Source organism: Desulfolithobacter sp. (assembly GCF_054025815.1).
On sequence record NZ_JBPMMS010000003.1, the window covers coordinates 1 to 16,695 of the forward strand.

At 55.5% G+C, this 16,695-nt stretch carries 14 protein-coding genes and 1 pseudogene; 9 read left to right on the forward strand and 6 right to left on the reverse strand.

The window, feature by feature from the left end; all coding sequences use genetic code 11:
• Nucleotides 1-291 precede the first annotated feature (291 nt).
• Both ACXJJY_RS00320 and murA read left to right on the forward strand, forming a co-directional pair.
• Nucleotides 292-1,242, forward strand: a complete 951-nt coding sequence (locus ACXJJY_RS00320; RefSeq protein WP_456384479.1) for an integron integrase — start codon at nucleotides 292-294, stop codon at nucleotides 1,240-1,242.
• 261 nt (nucleotides 1,243-1,503) lie between these two features.
• Nucleotides 1,504-2,787, forward strand: a complete 1,284-nt coding sequence (gene murA, locus ACXJJY_RS00325; RefSeq protein ID WP_456384481.1) for a UDP-N-acetylglucosamine 1-carboxyvinyltransferase — start codon at nucleotides 1,504-1,506, stop codon at nucleotides 2,785-2,787.
• On the opposite strand, the gene ACXJJY_RS00330 is transcribed toward murA, so the two are convergent.
• Both ACXJJY_RS00330 and ACXJJY_RS00335 read right to left on the reverse strand, forming a co-directional pair.
• Nucleotides 2,768-4,480, reverse strand: a complete 1,713-nt coding sequence (locus tag ACXJJY_RS00330; protein WP_456384483.1) for a two-component system sensor histidine kinase NtrB — start codon at nucleotides 4,478-4,480, stop codon at nucleotides 2,768-2,770. The genes murA and ACXJJY_RS00330 overlap by 20 nt on opposite strands.
• A gap of 17 nt (nucleotides 4,481-4,497) precedes the next feature.
• Nucleotides 4,498-5,865, reverse strand: a complete 1,368-nt coding sequence (locus ACXJJY_RS00335) for a sigma-54-dependent transcriptional regulator (RefSeq protein WP_456384485.1) — start codon at nucleotides 5,863-5,865, stop codon at nucleotides 4,498-4,500.
• A gap of 208 nt (nucleotides 5,866-6,073) precedes the next feature.
• On the opposite strand from ACXJJY_RS00335, the pseudogene tatC reads away from it, so the two are divergent.
• The 3 genes and pseudogenes from tatC to ACXJJY_RS00350 all read left to right on the forward strand — a co-directional run bounded on the left by tatC (nucleotide 6,074) and on the right by ACXJJY_RS00350 (nucleotide 9,315).
• Nucleotides 6,074-6,855 (forward strand): annotated as a pseudogene (tatC, locus tag ACXJJY_RS00340) (twin-arginine translocase subunit TatC).
• A 12-nt stretch (nucleotides 6,856-6,867) separates the two neighbouring features.
• Entirely contained in the window at nucleotides 6,868-8,148 is a 1,281-nt protein-coding gene (locus ACXJJY_RS00345) for a class II fructose-bisphosphate aldolase (RefSeq protein WP_456384487.1), read from the forward strand.
• Nucleotides 8,149-8,304: 156 nt separating this feature from the next.
• Nucleotides 8,305-9,315, forward strand: a complete 1,011-nt coding sequence (locus tag ACXJJY_RS00350; protein ID WP_456384489.1) for an NAD-dependent epimerase — start codon at nucleotides 8,305-8,307, stop codon at nucleotides 9,313-9,315.
• A 51-nt stretch (nucleotides 9,316-9,366) separates the two neighbouring features.
• Here the strand turns inward: ACXJJY_RS00350 and ACXJJY_RS00355 are convergent, their stop codons facing one another.
• The 3 genes from ACXJJY_RS00355 to ACXJJY_RS00365 all read right to left on the reverse strand — a co-directional run bounded on the left by ACXJJY_RS00355 (nucleotide 9,367) and on the right by ACXJJY_RS00365 (nucleotide 12,246).
• Nucleotides 9,367-9,909, reverse strand: a complete 543-nt coding sequence (locus ACXJJY_RS00355) for a phosphatase PAP2 family protein (protein WP_456384491.1) — start codon at nucleotides 9,907-9,909, stop codon at nucleotides 9,367-9,369.
• Nucleotides 9,910-10,044: 135 nt separating this feature from the next.
• Complete coding sequence (gene dxs, locus ACXJJY_RS00360) at nucleotides 10,045-11,958, reverse strand: 1-deoxy-D-xylulose-5-phosphate synthase (RefSeq protein ID WP_456384493.1); 1,914 nt, start codon at nucleotides 11,956-11,958, stop codon at nucleotides 10,045-10,047.
• A gap of 45 nt (nucleotides 11,959-12,003) precedes the next feature.
• A complete protein-coding gene (locus tag ACXJJY_RS00365) occupies nucleotides 12,004-12,246 on the reverse strand; it encodes an exodeoxyribonuclease VII small subunit (RefSeq protein ID WP_456384495.1) in 243 nt (80 codons plus the stop codon).
• Between the two features lie 199 nt (nucleotides 12,247-12,445).
• Here ACXJJY_RS00365 and xerA point away from each other — a divergent pair, with 199 nt between their 5' ends.
• The 4 genes from xerA (at nucleotide 12,446) to ACXJJY_RS00385 (ending at nucleotide 15,981) form a co-directional block, all read left to right on the forward strand.
• On the forward strand, nucleotides 12,446-13,366 hold the full coding sequence (gene xerA / locus ACXJJY_RS00370; protein WP_456384497.1) for a site-specific tyrosine recombinase/integron integrase: 921 nt from the start codon (nucleotides 12,446-12,448) through the stop codon (nucleotides 13,364-13,366).
• A gap of 62 nt (nucleotides 13,367-13,428) precedes the next feature.
• Nucleotides 13,429-13,962: an ATP-dependent protease subunit HslV gene (gene hslV / locus ACXJJY_RS00375; protein WP_456384499.1), complete on the forward strand. Its 534-nt coding sequence runs from the start codon at nucleotides 13,429-13,431 to the stop codon at nucleotides 13,960-13,962.
• Entirely contained in the window at nucleotides 13,959-15,401 is a 1,443-nt protein-coding gene (hslU, locus tag ACXJJY_RS00380; protein ID WP_456384501.1) for an ATP-dependent protease ATPase subunit HslU, read from the forward strand. The genes hslV and hslU overlap by 4 nt, the downstream gene beginning before the upstream one ends.
• Nucleotides 15,402-15,450: 49 nt before the next feature.
• Nucleotides 15,451-15,981: a zinc ribbon-containing (seleno)protein DG gene (locus ACXJJY_RS00385; RefSeq protein ID WP_456384503.1), complete on the forward strand. Its 531-nt coding sequence runs from the start codon at nucleotides 15,451-15,453 to the stop codon at nucleotides 15,979-15,981.
• A 54-nt stretch (nucleotides 15,982-16,035) separates the two neighbouring features.
• Here ACXJJY_RS00385 and ACXJJY_RS00390 read toward each other — a convergent pair whose 3' ends face one another.
• Entirely contained in the window at nucleotides 16,036-16,545 is a 510-nt protein-coding gene (locus ACXJJY_RS00390; protein ID WP_456384504.1) for a PaaI family thioesterase, read from the reverse strand.
• Between the last annotated feature and the right edge of the window lie 150 nt (nucleotides 16,546-16,695).

The window sequence follows — 16,695 nt, forward strand, 5'->3', positions numbered from 1 at the left end:
ATCTTCAAGAATGGGTCCGTCGATTTTAAAAAAATACTCTGCACTCATGCTTTCCTCATTTGTATTTCATTTAGCCATAACAGTGTTAATATATGGACTTTTTCCATCATATTGGACGCAATAGGCGCCCTTTCTTTCCATGTATGATCTATATCAAGAGCAAAAAGGGGAAAAATCGAATTTCTTTTATCTGCTTATTACGATTTTCTTGCTGTTTTCCATGTGTCGTGATATTAAACACATATTATGGAAAACCAACAAGGCTTCAGGCCAGATCCAAAGCTCCGTTTGATGGACCAGGTGCGTGAGGTTCTTCGATATTATCATTATTCCTATCGCACCGAGAGCACGTACTGCCAGTGGATCGTCCGATATATCAAGTTTCATGGCGGAAAGACCCATCCGCGGGAGCTTGGGGCTGAACACGTGGAGCGTTACCTTTCTCATCTCGCAGTCAAGGGCAAGGTTTCTGCTTCGACCCAGCGTCAGGCATTGAACGCTCTGGTCTTTCTTTATCGCCGGGTACTGTTCCAGCCTCTGGAGGGTATCGAGCCCACGAGAGCGAAACGGTCGAGGCAGCTACCAGTGGTCCTGACCCGGGAAGAGGTTCAGCGGCTTTTTCTGCACATGAACGGTATCCATCTGCTTATGGCGCGGCTCCTCTATGGTTCAGGTCTGCGCCTGATGGAGTGCATGCGGCTACGTATCAAGGATGTCGACTTCGGCCAGAGAAAGATTTATGTCCGTGGCGGTAAAGGTGGCAAAGACCGCGTGACGGTCCTGCCTCCCAATCTAGTCGAGGAATTGCAACAGCATATTGCTCGCGTGGTCGCGCTCCATCACCAGGACCTGGAAGATGGTTTTGGTGAAGTATACATTCCAGAGGCCCTGGCTCGGAAATATCCTAATGCGGCCAGAGAGACCGGCTGGCAGTATGTTTTTCCGTCCAAGAAGCGCTCCCTGGACCCTCGTTCAGGCGTGGAGCGCCGACATCACGTGCTTGAATCGGGGCTGCAAAAGGCGGTCAAGCGGGCGGCCCGTCGAGCCGGTCTCACCAAGAAAGCCAGTTGCCACACTCTGCGTCACAGTTTTGCCACCCATATGCTGGAAAAAGGGGTCAATATCCGCAGATTACAGGAGCTTCTCGGTCATTCCGATGTCAAAACCACCGAGATTTATACCCACGTGATGAAGAAAGATCTCGATTCGCTTCCTGATCTGCTTGACGAACTTGATTGCTGAGTGGTAAGCGCTTACGCGACAAGCCTTCCCTTGCTCCAATCTGCCGAAGCTCCTGTGAGCAGTTACGCTGAGTGTTGTTTGGTGTCATTTGAAGTCAAGGCTATAATATTTTTTTTCTTGTTTCAATGAGGTTTTTTTGAATTATCCTGTAACCGTTGGGCTGCAACAAGTTTTTTTGAGAGCAGGGGGTGATGCAATTGGGTGTTTGCAAAGTTTCACAGGAGTTCCGGCAGTCAGCCACTCCGTACAGGTTACTTGTCAATGGATAAAATAGTGATTCGCGGCGGCAGGACGCTCCATGGCCAGGTTGCTGTGAGCGGGGCCAAGAACGCCGCTCTGCCTCTCATGGCAGCAACTCTTCTTGCTCCAGGTGAACATGTACTGCACAATGTTCCTGATCTGCGTGATACCAGGACCATGCTCAAGGTGCTGGAGACACTGGGTGCCCGCTGGCGGCGGGAAGGGCGATCCGTACTGATTGATACCTCGTCCCTGACCGGGGCCGAGGCCCCCTATGACCTGGTGAAGACCATGCGGGCATCGGTACTGGTCCTTGGCCCGCTGCTGGCCCGATCCGGCCATGCCCGGGTTTCCCTGCCCGGCGGCTGCGCCATCGGTCTGCGTCCCATAACCCTGCATCTCCAGGGCTTTGAGCATCTGGGAGCCACCGCCCGCATAGCAGAAGGTTACGTGGAGGCCACTGCCGGCGGACGACTTGAGGGAGGCACTGTCTATTTTGACACTCCCACGGTGACCGGAACAGAAAACGTGCTTATGGCGGCCGTGCTTGCCAGGGGGACGACAACGATCAAGAATGCTGCCCGGGAGCCGGAGGTCGGTAATCTGATCGATATGCTGACCGCAATGGGAGCGCAAATCGAGGGCAGGGATTCGGATCGGCTGATCATCCACGGAGTGGATAACCTCTGTCCGGCCGAGACCCGTATCATTCCGGACCGGATTGAAGCCGGAACCTGGCTCATCGCCGTGGCCGCCACTGGTGGCGAAGTGACGGTGACCGACTGTATCCCCGGCCACCTGCCGGCTTTGACCGAAAAGTTACGCGGTGCAGGCGTGGAGATCGAGGAAGGGGAGACAACCATCACGGTCCGTTTCCCTGAAAGAAACGGTGTTTGCGAGAAGAGATTGCGTAGCGTCGACATACGGACCATGCCCTATCCAGGGTTTCCCACCGATCTTCAGGCCCAGTTTATGGCCCTGATGATCCTGGCTGACGGGGTTTCGATCATCCATGAAACGATTTTTGAAAACCGGTTCATGCACGTGGCCGAACTTCAACGGCTTGGGGCTGATATTGCCATTGACGGTTCTAGTGCGGTGGTAAAAGGATGTCACGGCCATGCGCTGTGCGGAGCGCCGGTCATGGCCACGGACCTGAGGGCCTCGGCCTCACTGGTCATCGCCGGCCTGGCCGCGACCGGAGTCACAGAGATCACCAGGATATATCATCTTGAGCGCGGGTATGAACGAATGGTGGAAAAACTCCAGGGGCTGGGTGCCGATGTCATGAAGGTTCCGGCATAGACGATTCCGGCAGGGGGAGAATGATCCGCACCGTGCATCCCTGGCCAGGGCTGCTGATGATTTCCACACTGCCGCCATGGTTTTTGGCTATGTGCTGGACAATGGCAAGGCCAAGGCCGGTCCCGTTTTCCCTGGTGGTGAAAAAAGGCTCGAAAATCCGTTCGCGAATTTCCGGATCCATCCCGCTTCCCTGGTCCACCACCTCTAACCAGATCTTTTTTCCTTCTTCTTTTTCTTCTCCGGCCCGGACAACAATGGGGTTACGGGTTTCACTGGAGGCTGCGCAGCTGTTTTCCATCAGGTGCATGAGGATACACTGGATCTGCTGCCGGTCACCCCAGCCATCCAGGTGTTCTGGTATGTCCAGCTCAATAAGCCAGGCAGACTGTTCCTCTCTGTTCTGCTGCAGTTGATGTACGCACTCCCGGACCAGGTTGCCCAGATTGAACCACTCGTACTGCAGGGGGGCCGGTCGGGCAAACTGGAGAAACTCGTTGATCGTCCTGGCCATTCGGGCAGACTCACGCTCGATGATTGTGGCCAGGGTCTGGATGGTGGTATTGCAGTTCTCATTGGCTTCCATGGCGAGAATCTGGGCCGAACCGGAAATAGCGGCCAGGGGATTTCTGAAGTCATGGGCGATAGAGGCGCTGAGCTCACCGATGGCGGCCATCTTTTCCGCTTCCCGCATCTGCCTTTCCATCTCCTCTATCTTGCTGATATCCTGCAATGTGATGACCTTGCAGTCGGTACAGGGTGAATCTCCTGTGTCAGCGGGCATGTGCAGGCTGGAGAAGTTGTATCCCACCCGGATCATGTTTCCGTCCTTGCGACGCAGGTCTGCAACGTGTCGGCCGCTGCTTTCAAGCTGAAGGGCGGGGAAGACGGTTGCAAAGGGCAGGCCGATAATTTCTTTTGGCTCAAAGCCGGTGATACGCCGGGCCGCCCGGTTGGCAGAGGTGATACGGTCGCGGCTGTCCACGGTTATGATTCCGGTGTTGATGTCATCGAAAATCTGCTTGTAGAGCAGAGAAAGGCGGTCGAGCTGGAGCGAGGTTTCCGACAGGGCTTCCTGGGCGGTCCGCAGCCGCGTGGCCAACATGGAGCTTAACAGGGCGGTTACAAAGAAAGTGGTACCGTAGACCGCGAAGATGTTGGCACTGATAATCGGTGAGGAAACCGGCTGGTAGACGGTATTATGGTAATAAAAGGGCAGGTGGCCGAAATATTCAGCCAGCAGGATGATACCAAAGAGCAGGGTGGCGGCTGCTGCAGTGACCAGGCTTGATATGCGGTAGAGGATGAGCCCGCCGGCAATGATGGGCAGGATAAAGACCGGGGCGAAAATAGACTGGCTGCAACCGGTGCCATAAATCACCAGGGCGGCGAAAAAGGTATCTGAAAGCAGTTGGATGGTTCCGAACCGGACCAGGGAGAGCTCGCTGCGCTGCAGAATGGCGGCTGAACCGACAGTGTAGATAAAGACAATGGAGATGAATGCCAGAATATATCTGGTTGGGGGCATGATGAGTTCATGGCCCTGGGATTGCATTATCAGGGTTGTGCTCAGCAGCAGGGTGAAAAGAACGATACGTATGAGCAGAAACCAGAGGATGTGCTGGCGCAGTTGTTCACGGGTTTCCCGGATCGGTGAGGGTGCCAGAGACTTGAAAAAATTGCAGCGCATGGGCATGGGGCCGTTCCTGGAGATCAGTCGATCTCGTATTTTTTGATTTTGTAGCGCAGGGAACGGAAACTGATCTTCAGAAGTTCCGCCGCCTTCATCTTGGAACCGCCGGCCCGATCAAGGGCGTGACGGATCATTTTTTTCTCCAGGCTGACGAGGATGTTTTCCATGCCCAGGGAAAAGAGTTCCTCCTCGTCGCGGGCCGCAACAAAGAGGGATTCGGAAGGCGGAGTGCTCGTTGTCCTGCCGCCCTGGGAGAGCACCAGGCTCTCGGGCAGGATGATGTTGGAGGATTCCAGAGCCACTCCGCGTTCGATGATATTTTCCAGTTCGCGGACGTTGCCCGGGAAATCATACTGCATCAATACCTCCAGACCATAAGAGGAAATTGTCTGGACCTCCTTGTCCAGGAGACGGGAATATTTTTTCAGGAAATGATCCACCAGCAGGGGGACATCACCTTTCCGTTCGCGCAGAGGCGGTACCCGGATGGGAACCACCGAAAGCCGGTAGAACAGATCTTCGCGGAACCGGCCGGCGAGGATCTCTTTTTCCAGGTCCCTGTTGGTGGCGGCAATGATACGGACATTCACACGCTTTGTGGTGGTGGAGCCCACCGGCATGATCTCCCGCTCCTGGAGAACACGGAGCAGCTTTGTCTGGACGATGAGCGGCAGCTCGCCGATCTCGTCAAGAAACACTGTCCCGCCGTCGGCCTGCTGAAAAAGGCCGGCCTTGTCGGCAATAGCTCCGGTGAAGGCCCCCTTCTTGTGCCCGAAGAGCTCGCTTTCCATCAGGGTTTCCGGGATGGCGCTGCATGTGATCGGCACAAAGGGCTGGTCGGCGACCTTGGAGTGTTTGTGGATGGCCTTGGCAACCAGTTCCTTGCCGGTGCCAGATTCGCCGAGGATAAGGACATTGGCCGGTGTAGGGGCGATACGTCTGATCAGGTCGAAGATCTTGAGCATTTCCGGGCTGTCGCCCACTATTTCCGGAAAGGCCCCGGAGAGGTCGTCGTTACTCCGGTTTCCTTTCCGGTTCAGGGCCGCCTTGATGACCTTCTGGATCTCTCCCACGTTGAACGGCTTGGTGATGTAATCAAACGCCCCGTTCTTCATGGCGGTGACCGCGTCGTCGGGGGAGGCAAAGGCGGTGATCATAATCACGGGCAGGTCATTTTTTTCTTCCTTGAGCGCGGCCAGGAGTTCCAGGCCGCTCATTTGCGGCATGCGGATGTCGGAGACAACCAGGTCGAAATTCTGTTTGCGGGCAAGTTCCAGGGCGGTCTTGCCATCGGCCGCGGTGGTGGTGTTGTAGCCTTCCTTTTTCAGCAGGATCCCGAGGAATTCCCGCATGGATCGTTCATCGTCGACAATCAGTATGGAGGTCATTTTTTATTTTTTGAAGGAAAAAGAGAACGTTGTGCTGCATGCAGTGTAGCGTCAAGCCACGGGCCAAGTCAAAGCAAAAACAGGGCAGGGTGTGGTCGGCTCTCAAGGGTGTCTTTGCTATAACAGGTTTACATCGTTGAGTAAACAGAGTATGATAGCGCCAGGATCAGAACAGTATCTCACCTGAAATCAAACCCTTCCCTGGATAATGACCAGTCAGGACAAACTCGATAAACAGACATTGACCGAGCATCTTGCGGACCTGCGATCCTGCCTGCTTATTTCTCTTGCAGCGGTTGCAGCCGGATTTGCCGGGGCCTACAGTGTGATTCGCCCCATATCAGACTGGTTCTTTCTTCCCCTTGTCCGGGTGTTGCCCGAGGGCAAAACCCTGATCTTCACCTCGTACCAGGAAGGGTTTTTTTTTATCTGAAGCTCGCCCTTGTCTGCGGCATTCTGATCGGAAGTCCTGTTATATTTTACCAGATATGGCGTTTTGTTGCCCCGGGTCTCTACGAGCATGAGAAAAGGCTGCTCATACCCTTTACCCTTGTTTCCACGTTCTGTTTTCTGGGTGGAGCCGCCTTTGGCTATTTTGTCGTCTTTCCGCCCGCGTTCCGTTTCCTTATCGGATATTCCAGTGATATTCTCGACCCCCTGCCGGCGGTAAGCGAGTACTTTTCCCTCTCGCTCAGGTTGCTGCTGGCCTTTGGCGCGGTTTTCGAGCTCCCGGTACTTATGGTTTTTCTGGCCAAAATTGGTCTGGTGACGCCGGAGTTGCTTCGTAAAAACCGCAAGTATGCCGTACTGATCGCCTTTGTTATCGCCGCCATCCTGACCCCGACACCGGATGTGGTGAACCAGCTGCTCATGGCCGGACCGCTGCTTGTCCTGTATGAGATCAGTGTGGTTGCGGTGGCTGTTTTCGGGAAAAGGAAATTTTTCGGGTTTGCCGAACAGGCCAGTGACAGTGAAGATAAAGACGTTTAACAGGAGGTAACCATGCCCTACAGTGTTGATTTCGAAAAGGCCCTGGAGATAGGCCGCCCGCCGAATATCCGGTCCCTGTTTCCCAACTCACGCGCCCTGATAGTCAGCGGCAAGGTCATCGACCGGGCTCTTCTTGCCAAGGGCAAGGCCATGACCATGGCGGCCAACGGTCGCAACCATATCATCATCCGCGGCGTCCTGCGAGCCGCCCAGCGGGCCCGGGCAGCGATCATCATTGAAATTGCCCGTTCCGAAGGAGGGGCCAATGCCTACTGCGCGGTCAACTACTGGAATATCGCCCGCCAGGTGGATGCTGTGTGCAATGAACTGGGGATAACGGTTCCTGTGGCCATCCACGCCGACCATTACGGCATAAAGAGCCCTGATGACCTGCCCTATGCCCGTCAGGAGATTCCTTCCCTGTTCGACGCCGGAATTACCTCCATCGCCATCGATGCTTCCCATATGCCCGACGACGACAACCTGCTGGCATCCATCGATTTGGCCCGGCTGGTGCCCAGTTGGGCAGGCCATGAAACCGAGGTCGGCGAGATCAAGGGCAAGTATGGCCTTTCATCGGTTGACGAGGCCCTGTTTCTGGTCCAGGGGCTCAACGCTCACGACATCTTCCCGGACTGGATAGCTCTCAACAACGGCACCACCCATGGCCTTGAGGCAAGCGACGCCGGTATCCAGGTGGAGTTGACCGCGGAGATCCACGAGGCTCTGGCCGGATACGGAATATCCGGCGCCCAGCACGGTACCTCCGGCAACAACTCGGAACGTCTCCGGGACATTGCCTCCAGGACCCGGACCACCAAGGCCAACGTGGCCACCGCTCTGCAGATGATCTCCTGGGGTGTGATGGTCAACGATTACGGCAACGCTATCCTCGACGACAATGGCCGCTTCATAAAAATCAAGGGCGAGGGCGTGAGTGAAGAACTTTGGCAGAAGATGGTGGCCTATGCCGACAGCCAGGGCTGGAAAGGTGGAAATTACAAGAAGCTCAACGCCATCTTTGAAAACAGAATTCTTGGTCAGCCAGGCAGCATCCGCGAGCGCATGGCCCGGAGAGTGGAAGACTTTGTCTACACCATGCTCGTCGAGGTCTTCAATGCTGATGATACGGCCCGTTATGCAGTGGAAACCATCCTCGAGGCCGGTTCTTTTGATCCGGGACCCAAAACAGGCCGGATCGAATCACCGGAAGAATGGACCGAGGAAAAGATACGCGAGAAGGCAGCCCAACTGTCCACCGACAAGGGACCCGAGGGCGATTTCGACGACTGACGCCGTTAAATAAAAAAAATAAAAAAATAAAAAAATAAAAAAAGACCAATGCGGAGTCCTGCCTCCGGTGCGTGCGGCCGGACTCCGCTTTACCCCGCCAGACCTGCCAGGCGCACTCTGTCTGGCCGTCAATCCGAAGCACATAAAGGAACCAGCATGCAAAAGATTCTGATTACCGGCGCAGCCGGATTTATTGGCTACCATCTGTCCAGGCGCCTGCTCGAGGACGGGAGGACCGTGGTTGGGCTGGATAACCTCAACGACTATTATGATCCGTCTCTGAAGAGGGACAGGCTGGCTTTGCTCGAGGGGTTTGATAGGTTTTCCCACGTCGGTTTCGATATGGCCGACCGGGAGAAGATGGTCGATCTCTTCAACGATGAGTGTTTCGATTGTGTGGTCAACCTGGCGGCTCAAGCCGGGGTCCGTTATTCGCTGGAAAACCCGCATTCTTACGTAGACACCAACCTGGTGGGATTCGTCAATATCCTGGAAGGTTGCCGGCACAACAAGGTCAAACACCTTGTCTATGCCTCGTCGAGTTCGGTTTATGGCGCCAATACGTCCATGCCTTTTTCAGTGCATGACAATGTGGACCATCCTGTTTCCCTCTACGCGGCCTCCAAGAAAGCCAACGAGCTCATGGCTCACACCTACAGCCACCTCTTTGGCCTCCCCACCACCGGTCTGCGCTTTTTCACGGTTTACGGCCCATGGGGTCGGCCAGACATGGCCCTTTTTCTCTTCACCAGGGCTATCCTCGAAGACCAGCCCATCAATGTGTTCAACAATGGCAACATGGAACGTGATTTCACCTATATCGACGACATCGTCGAAGGAGTGTTTCGCCTGATCGACCATCTGCCCAAGCCCAATCCAGACTGGAGCGGCGACGCGCCTGACCCGGCCACCAGCTACTGTCCCTGGCGGGTCTACAACATCGGCAACAACAACAAGGAAAAGCTGATGCGCTATATCGAGGTTCTTGAAGACTGCCTTGGAAAAAAGGCGAAAAAGAATTTCCTGCCTATGCAGGACGGAGATGTCCCTGCCACCTACGCCGATGTCAGCGACCTGGTCCGGGAGATAGACTTCAAGCCCGATACCTCCATCGAGGACGGTATTCAGAAGTTTGTCGACTGGTACCGGGAATATTACGGTGTCTGAAAACGTCCCTGCTGGTCAAAACCGGCTGTGGACGGCTACACGGCGCCGGAATCAGAACCTTGCGCTCAAAGACACACCAAAGCTTTTCTTTCCGGCATAAGGAGTTATGACAACCCCTTCCCTCCAGGCATCGGCAAAAATGCGGGAGCTTGCAATTCCTATGACTGCTCCTGCCAGCACATCGTGAAGATAATGCTCATCGGCTTCGATGCGGCTCAGGCCAACAAATGATGCCGCCATGTAGGCCGGAGCGCCGTATCGCCATCCATAACGGGTCTGGAGAAATGAAGCCCCTGCAAAGGATATCGATGTATGCAGGGACGGAAATGAACGGGAATCTCCGTTGGGACGCTCTTCGTCGATGGAGTATTTCAAAGCGTAGGTGGCGCCCAGGGTCGAGATAAATGCTTTGGCAAACTGCGCTGTTCCCTTTCGGTCTTCTTTATACAGAGTCATCCCCCCGGCCGTGAGCGGGAGAAGTACCTGCAGGATGTCTCCAGCAAGCTCAATTTCATCACCTGCGGACGCGGGGATGACAGACAGAAGCCATGCCATTGATGCTGCGGTCAAGATGAGTGCTTTTTTTTTGCGCATGGTTTTTGACTCTGGTTGAGCTGCAGGCCAGGCATGCTTCCGGCTGGCAGGGGTTGAATTGTGTATTCCGCAAGGCATTGAGGGGGCCTTCGATGCCACCTGAGCTTGACGACAAGGCTGCTGTGCGCAGGGCGGTTATTTTTTTTTCTGTTGCAGTACTTCCAGGGCACCCTTGATGATACCGGGCGCGTCGATGCCGGAGTTTTTCCACAGGACAGGCTGAGGCGCATGTTCGATGAACTTGTTGCCGTAGCCGAGAACTCTGGTCGGCACCAGGAGGTGGATTTCGCTGAAGAGCTGGAGGACCGCTGAACCAAATCCGCCTTTTTTGACATTATCCTCGATGGTCACCACGTGGCCGGTCTTCTCTGCCCAGTGGCTGATCAGCTCCCTGTCCAGCGGCTTGACAAACCGGGGATTGATCACCGCGGCACTGACGCCGATCTTTTCCAGACCCTCTGCGGCTTCCAGGGCCGGATAGACGCGGTTACCGATAGGAAGCAGCAGAACATCGCTGCCCTCGCGAAGCAATTCCCCCCGTCCAGTCTCAATTGTTTTGAACTCGGAATCAAGCTCCACTCCTTCACCACTGCCACGGGGATAGCGGATGGCCATGGGGCTTTCGGCCTTGACGGCCGTATGGAGCATGTGCTGGAGTTCGTTCTCATCCTTGGGCGCCATGAGGGTGAGGTTGGGGATGTAGCGCAGAAAGGAGAGGTCGAATACGCCGTGATGGGTCGGGCCGTCATCGCCCACCACGCCGCCCCGGTCCAGGGCAAAGATGACCGGCAGATTCGGCAGGCATACGTCGTGGATAACCTGGTCCAGGGCCCGCTGCATGAAGGTGGAGTAAACCGCCACCACAGGCCTGAGCCCTTCCATAGCCAGTCCGGCGGCAAAGGTTATCGCGTGCTGCTCGGCAATGCCGACGTCAAAGAAACGGTCGGGAAACTGTTTGCTAAACGGTGCAAGGCCTGTTCCAGCCGGCATGGCGGCGGTAATCGCCGTGACTCGCTCATCTTCCCGGGCCAGGCGGCAGATGGTGTTGCCAAAGACCTTGGTGTAGGAGATGGGTCCGGATGAAGGTTTGGGTTTGCCGGTGGTGATATCAAAGGGGCCAACCCCGTGATAATTGCCGGGCTTTTCCTCGGCAGGTTTGTATCCCTTGCCCTTGGTGGTCAGCACGTGAATCAGGATCGGCCCTTGACCATGCTCGCGCACATTTTCAAGGGTTTCTATAAGGGCGTCGAGTTCATGGCCGGGGATGGGGCCGATGTATTCGAATTTCAGAGCCTCAAACAGCATGCCCGGGGTGAAGAATCCCTTGAGGCTCTCCTCACTCTTTTTCAGGACCGCGAGAATGTTTTCGCCCACCGAGGACAGCGACTTGAGCCGTTCTTCAAGATGCTGCTTGAGCCTGGTCATGGTCTTGCCGGTGAGCTTGCGGCTCAGAAAACTGGACATGGCCCCGACATTTGGGGAGATGGACATCTCGTTGTCATTGAGAATGACGACGAGATCCTTGTCCAGGTGGCCGGCCTGGTTGAGTCCTTCAAAGGCCAGCCCGGCGGTCATGGAGCCGTCGCCGATCACGGCAATGACCCGGGACCGGTCCTGCTTGAGATCCTTGGCCGTGGCCAGGCCGAGACCATAGGAAATGGAGGTGGAGCTGTGACCGGTTTCCACCACGTCGTATTCACTCTCGCTTCGCTTGGGAAATCCGGAGATACCGTGCTGCTGGCGTAAGGTGTGGAATCGGTCCCGTCGGCCGGTGATCAGCTTGTGGGCATAGGCCTGGTGGCCCACATCCCAGATCAGCTTGTCTCTGGGCGTGTCGAAGACATAGTGCAGGGCCAGGGTAAGCTCGACAACGCCAAGGCAGGGGGCCAGGTGGCCGCCGGTGGTGGCCACGGTCTGGATGATGGTTTTGCGGATTTCCCGGGCCAGTTCAGTGAGTTCTTCCAGGTCGAGGCGGCGCAGGTCGTCCGGTGAATCTATGGTATCCAGCAGCCGGGACTGCTGTTTTCCTGGTGCGTTCATAATAAGCATAATCCTGCCGGATCAAAGCTGGTTTTGTCCGGTAAAGGCAGCGCGCTATGCCCTGTCCCCGTTGTCCACTTCGTCCTCAAAAGGAACAGTGGTCAGGTTGTTGTCTTTTTTGAGGAGAAGGTCCACCCGTAATCTGGCTTCTTCAAGTTTTTCACTGCAGAAGCTGACAAGGGAGATGCCTTCGTCGAATTTTTTCAGACTCTTCTCCAGCGGCAGTTCACCTTGTTCGAGTTCTGTGGTGATCTGTTCCAGGCGCCGCAGAGCGCTTTCAAAGGTTTTTTGAGCCATATGCAGACAGCCTTGCAACCCGGGGTTGCAGGAGCGGTGTATCGCGTTTAGTATGGATGTCGGAAATGTGTTGTCTTCCCGATACGTATCGGGGAAGAGGCGGACAACAGAGCCCTTGTTCCGGCGTGTTCACGTACATGTTAGCAAAAGATACATACTAAACAGTAACTACAAGGTTTTCAACTCCTGTTTTATGTGTATGGACGAGTTAACTGCTTTCATCAACTGGTTGACGGTCGAAAAGGGGTATTCACCCCATACCGTTTCCGGATATCAGCGTGATGTTTTGGAGTTTCTCGAGACCGTTGGTCCGGTGTCCGATCTGGGACAGATAGGCCACCGGGAGGTGCAGCGCTTTGTGGCGTCATTGTACGGGACCAACGCCAGTGCCTCGGTGGCCAGAAAACTCTCTGCCCTGCGCACATTTTTCCGTTTTCTTTCCCGGATTGGTATTCTCGACCACGATCCCCTGGCCGGCATTGCTAATCCCAGGCAGGCAAGGTATATTCCCAGCTTCCTCACTGTGGATGAAGTTTTCACCCTGCTTGAGGAACCTGGACCCCAGGACAGGTTCGGTGACCGGGATCGGGCCCTCATGGAACTAATGTATTCCACCGGTATGCGAGTGTCTGAAATTGTTTCCCGCAACATGGCAGACCTTGATTTTGAGTCCATGGTGGTTACTGTGCGCGGAAAGGGCAACAAGGAGCGGATCGTACCTTTTGGCAACCCTGCGGCCGAGGCTCTCGAGAGGTGGTTTAAACAGCGGGAAGGGCTGATCATGGGGCGGCTTTCCCGGGGCCAGACGGCCGAAAAAAAAGCCCTGTTCCTGAACAGCCGCGGTACCCGGCTCACGGCCCGCAGTGTGGAGCGTATTATCCGCGGATATGGTGAACGGGCCGGTATCGCCACGACGGTGACCCCGCATGCCCTGCGACACTCCTTTGCCACCCATCTGCTGGAGATGGGTGCCGACCTGCGGGTTGTCCAGGAGCTGCTTGGGCATGTTTCCCTCTCCACAACCCAGAAATACACTCATATAAACATGGATCACCTCAACCGGGTTTACGACCAGGCCCATCCCCTGGCCAGCCGGAAAAATGTCAACAAGCATTCCTGAGTGGAAAAGCAAGTGGTTCGACCACATTACGAACCGCCAGGAAGGAGATAAAGAAACAGGATATGAAAAAAATACGTTCGACAACCATCCTTGCCATCCGTCATAAAGGCGAAGTGGTGGTGGCCGGTGACGGTCAGGTCAGTCTCGGGGCCACGGTTATCAAGCATCAGGCCAGGAAAGTGCGGCGGCTCTACCATGACCGGGTCATCACCGGCTTTGCCGGGGCCACGGCCGATGCCTTCACCCTCTATGACCGGCTGGAACAGAAGCTGGAACAGTTTAACGGCAACCTGATGCGGGCCTCGGTGGAGCTGGCCAAGGACTGGCGCACCGACCGGATGCTCAGGCGGCTGGAAGCGATGATGGTGGCCGTGGATGCCAAAACCTCGCTCTTGTTGTCCGGGACCGGGGATGTCATCGAGCCGGACAACGGTATCCTGGCCATTGGCTCCGGCGGACCCTATGTCCAGGCCGCAGCCACGGCACTGATCGATCACAGCGACATGGATGCCGAGTCCATAGCCAGGGCCGCCATGGAGATTGCGGCCTCGATTTGTGTCTACACCAATTCAAACATTGTTATCGAAAAGATATGAAAGAACTGTCTGAACAGGAAATAAGAAATTCCCTGACCCCAAGGCAGACCGTCAGGGAGCTGGATCGCTATATCATTGGTCAGGCCGAGGCCAAGCGCTCGGTGGCCATTGCACTGCGCAACCGGTGGCGGCGGCAGCAGGTGGATCCGCCACTGCGTGAGGAGATAGCGCCCAAAAATATTATCATGATCGGCCCCACCGGCGTGGGCAAGACCGAGATTGCCCGCCGTCTGGCCAACCTGGCCCAGTCTCCCTTTATCAAGGTGGAGGCATCCAAGTTCACCGAGGTGGGGTATGTTGGCCGTGATGTGGAATCAATGATCCGTGACCTGACCCAGCTGGCCATCAACATGGTTCGCAGGGAAGAGCAGGAAAGGGTGGCGGAAAAGGCCACGGTTATGGCCGAGGAGCGGATTCTCGACCTGCTGCTTCCTGCCGGCCCGGTGGCTAAATCCCCTCCGTCCCGGGCTGACAACAATATCTTTGCTCTGGGCTCGGGAGAACCTGCGGTCCAGGATACGGCCGGTGACACCGGTCAGACTGGCCCCATGTATTCGACCCGGGAAAAGTTTCGCCAGATGCTGCGCGAGGGCAAACTTGACGATCGGACCGTGGAAATGGCGGTCTCCGCCACTTCGTCCATGCCCATGGTGGAGGTCTTTTCCTCCTCCGGCATGGAAGATATGCAGTCGTCCCTGCAGGAAGCATTTTCAAAGATTTTTCCGAAAAAGCAGCAGCGCCGCAAGGTCAAGGTGCCCGAAGCCCTGGAACTCCTGAAAAAGGAAGAGGCCGAGCGGCTCATCGACATGGAAACCGTGGTCGAAAAGGCCATTCGGCGGACCGAGCAGTCTGGTATCATTTTTCTGGACGAGATCGACAAGATCGCCTCCCGCGGCGGAGGAGGGTCAAGTTCGCCCGAGGTTTCGAGGGAGGGAGTACAGCGGGACCTTCTGCCCATTGTCGAAGGGGCCACGGTGACCACCAAGTATGGGCCGGTTCGGACCGATCATATTCTTTTCATCGCCTCCGGGGCCTTTCATCTGGCCAAGCCGTCCGACCTGGTGCCGGAGCTGCAGGGGCGCTTTCCAATCCGGGTGGAACTGCACGCCTTGGGGGAGGATGAATTTTTCCGTATCCTGACCGAGCCGCAGAATGCTCTGGTCAAACAGTACATCGCCCTGATGGCCACCGAGGGGATCAAGCTGGTTTTTGAGGAAGAGGCAATCAGGGAAATGGCCCGTATAGCCGTGGATGTCAATGAAAAAACCGAGGACATCGGGGCCCGGCGGCTGCATACCATCATGGAGCGGGTTCTCGACGAAGTCTCCTTTGACGCCCCGGATCGTGGTGAGGATGAGTTTGTCATCACCCGTGAATATGTACGCCGGCAGCTGTCCGACATCTCGGAAAATGAAGATCTGAGCCGCTATATCCTGTAGGGGTTGACAGCAGATAAATTACGATAACACAACAAGATAAAGAAAAAATATGAAGTTTGTTGTAGATCCTGAGCTGAAGTATTGTCCCAAGTGCCACGATGAATACCGGGCCGAGATCAGCACCTGCGCCAGTTGTCATGTGGAGCTGCTCACAGGCGAGCAGATGCAGGCCATGCAGGAGCAGAAAAACCGGAAGCGGTCGAACAGGTCCAGGAAAATCGGGCCGGATGACGAGATTGTGCCGGTTCGCAAGGCTTCAGTGATTGAAATAAAACAGCTCCAGGTGCGACTGGAGCGGGAAGGAATTCCCTCCCTGGCCTTGCAGGACAACGCGGGTTCCTGTGGCAAGGGGTGCTGCACCACTGACCTTGTTCTCCATGTCCGGTCGGAAGACAGGCAGGAAGTGATGGAATTTCTGGCCCATGATTACGTGGAATCCACTGGTCTTGAGGAACATGACACCAGCCATGTGGACGCGGTCTTCAATGTGGGCGCGGAAAAGGCCACCTGTCCGGCCTGCGGCTGTAACTTCCCGACAACTACCAACACATGTCCCGACTGCGGCCTCTGTTTCGGATAGGCAGGGACACTTTTTCCATCCGTAACTCTTTACCAGGGTAATCCAGGTTGCCGGTTACAGCACAATGGTGTCAGGGTCATCGGGCATGGGGATAACCCGCCAGTCGTCTTCCTCCATCTCGAGGTCGGTAATTCTGTTGATGTCTATCTTCAGATAGCGGCCCTTGCCTTCGACCGCGATCGTGCCGTCGGCAAGCAAAATTTCTCCGCTGCCTTCAAAAAACCGTTTGGAATCTTTTGTTATTCTGGCCAGGATCCGGACTTCCGAATCCAGGGGGACCGGTTTCCGGAGCCGCATGGAAAAATCCACAGTGACGCCCCATATATTATCGGCATGGGAGATCATGACGGCCCGGCCGATGGTCTCATCCAGAATGGTGGCCGCAAGGCCTCCATGCAGACGGCCGGGATAGCCCTGATGTTCTATGGCCGGACAAAAGATGGCCATAAGTTCCCCGGTTTCCAGTTCAAAAAAACGGCTTTTCAGGCCAGAGTTGTTTTCCTGGCCACAGGCGAAACACATTCTTGAATTGGGTTGCTTGCGGGTGATCTTTATCTCTTTCATGGCAGTACTCCAGCTGTCAGGCCGTTGAAAAACGATTGCCCTTGCTTTTTCGCCTCATCTTCGCTCGTTACGTTTTTCAACTGCCTGCTGTGATGTCAGATATGGCAGATATGATAAAACCGGGAGAAAAATGAACGTTAATAGATTCTT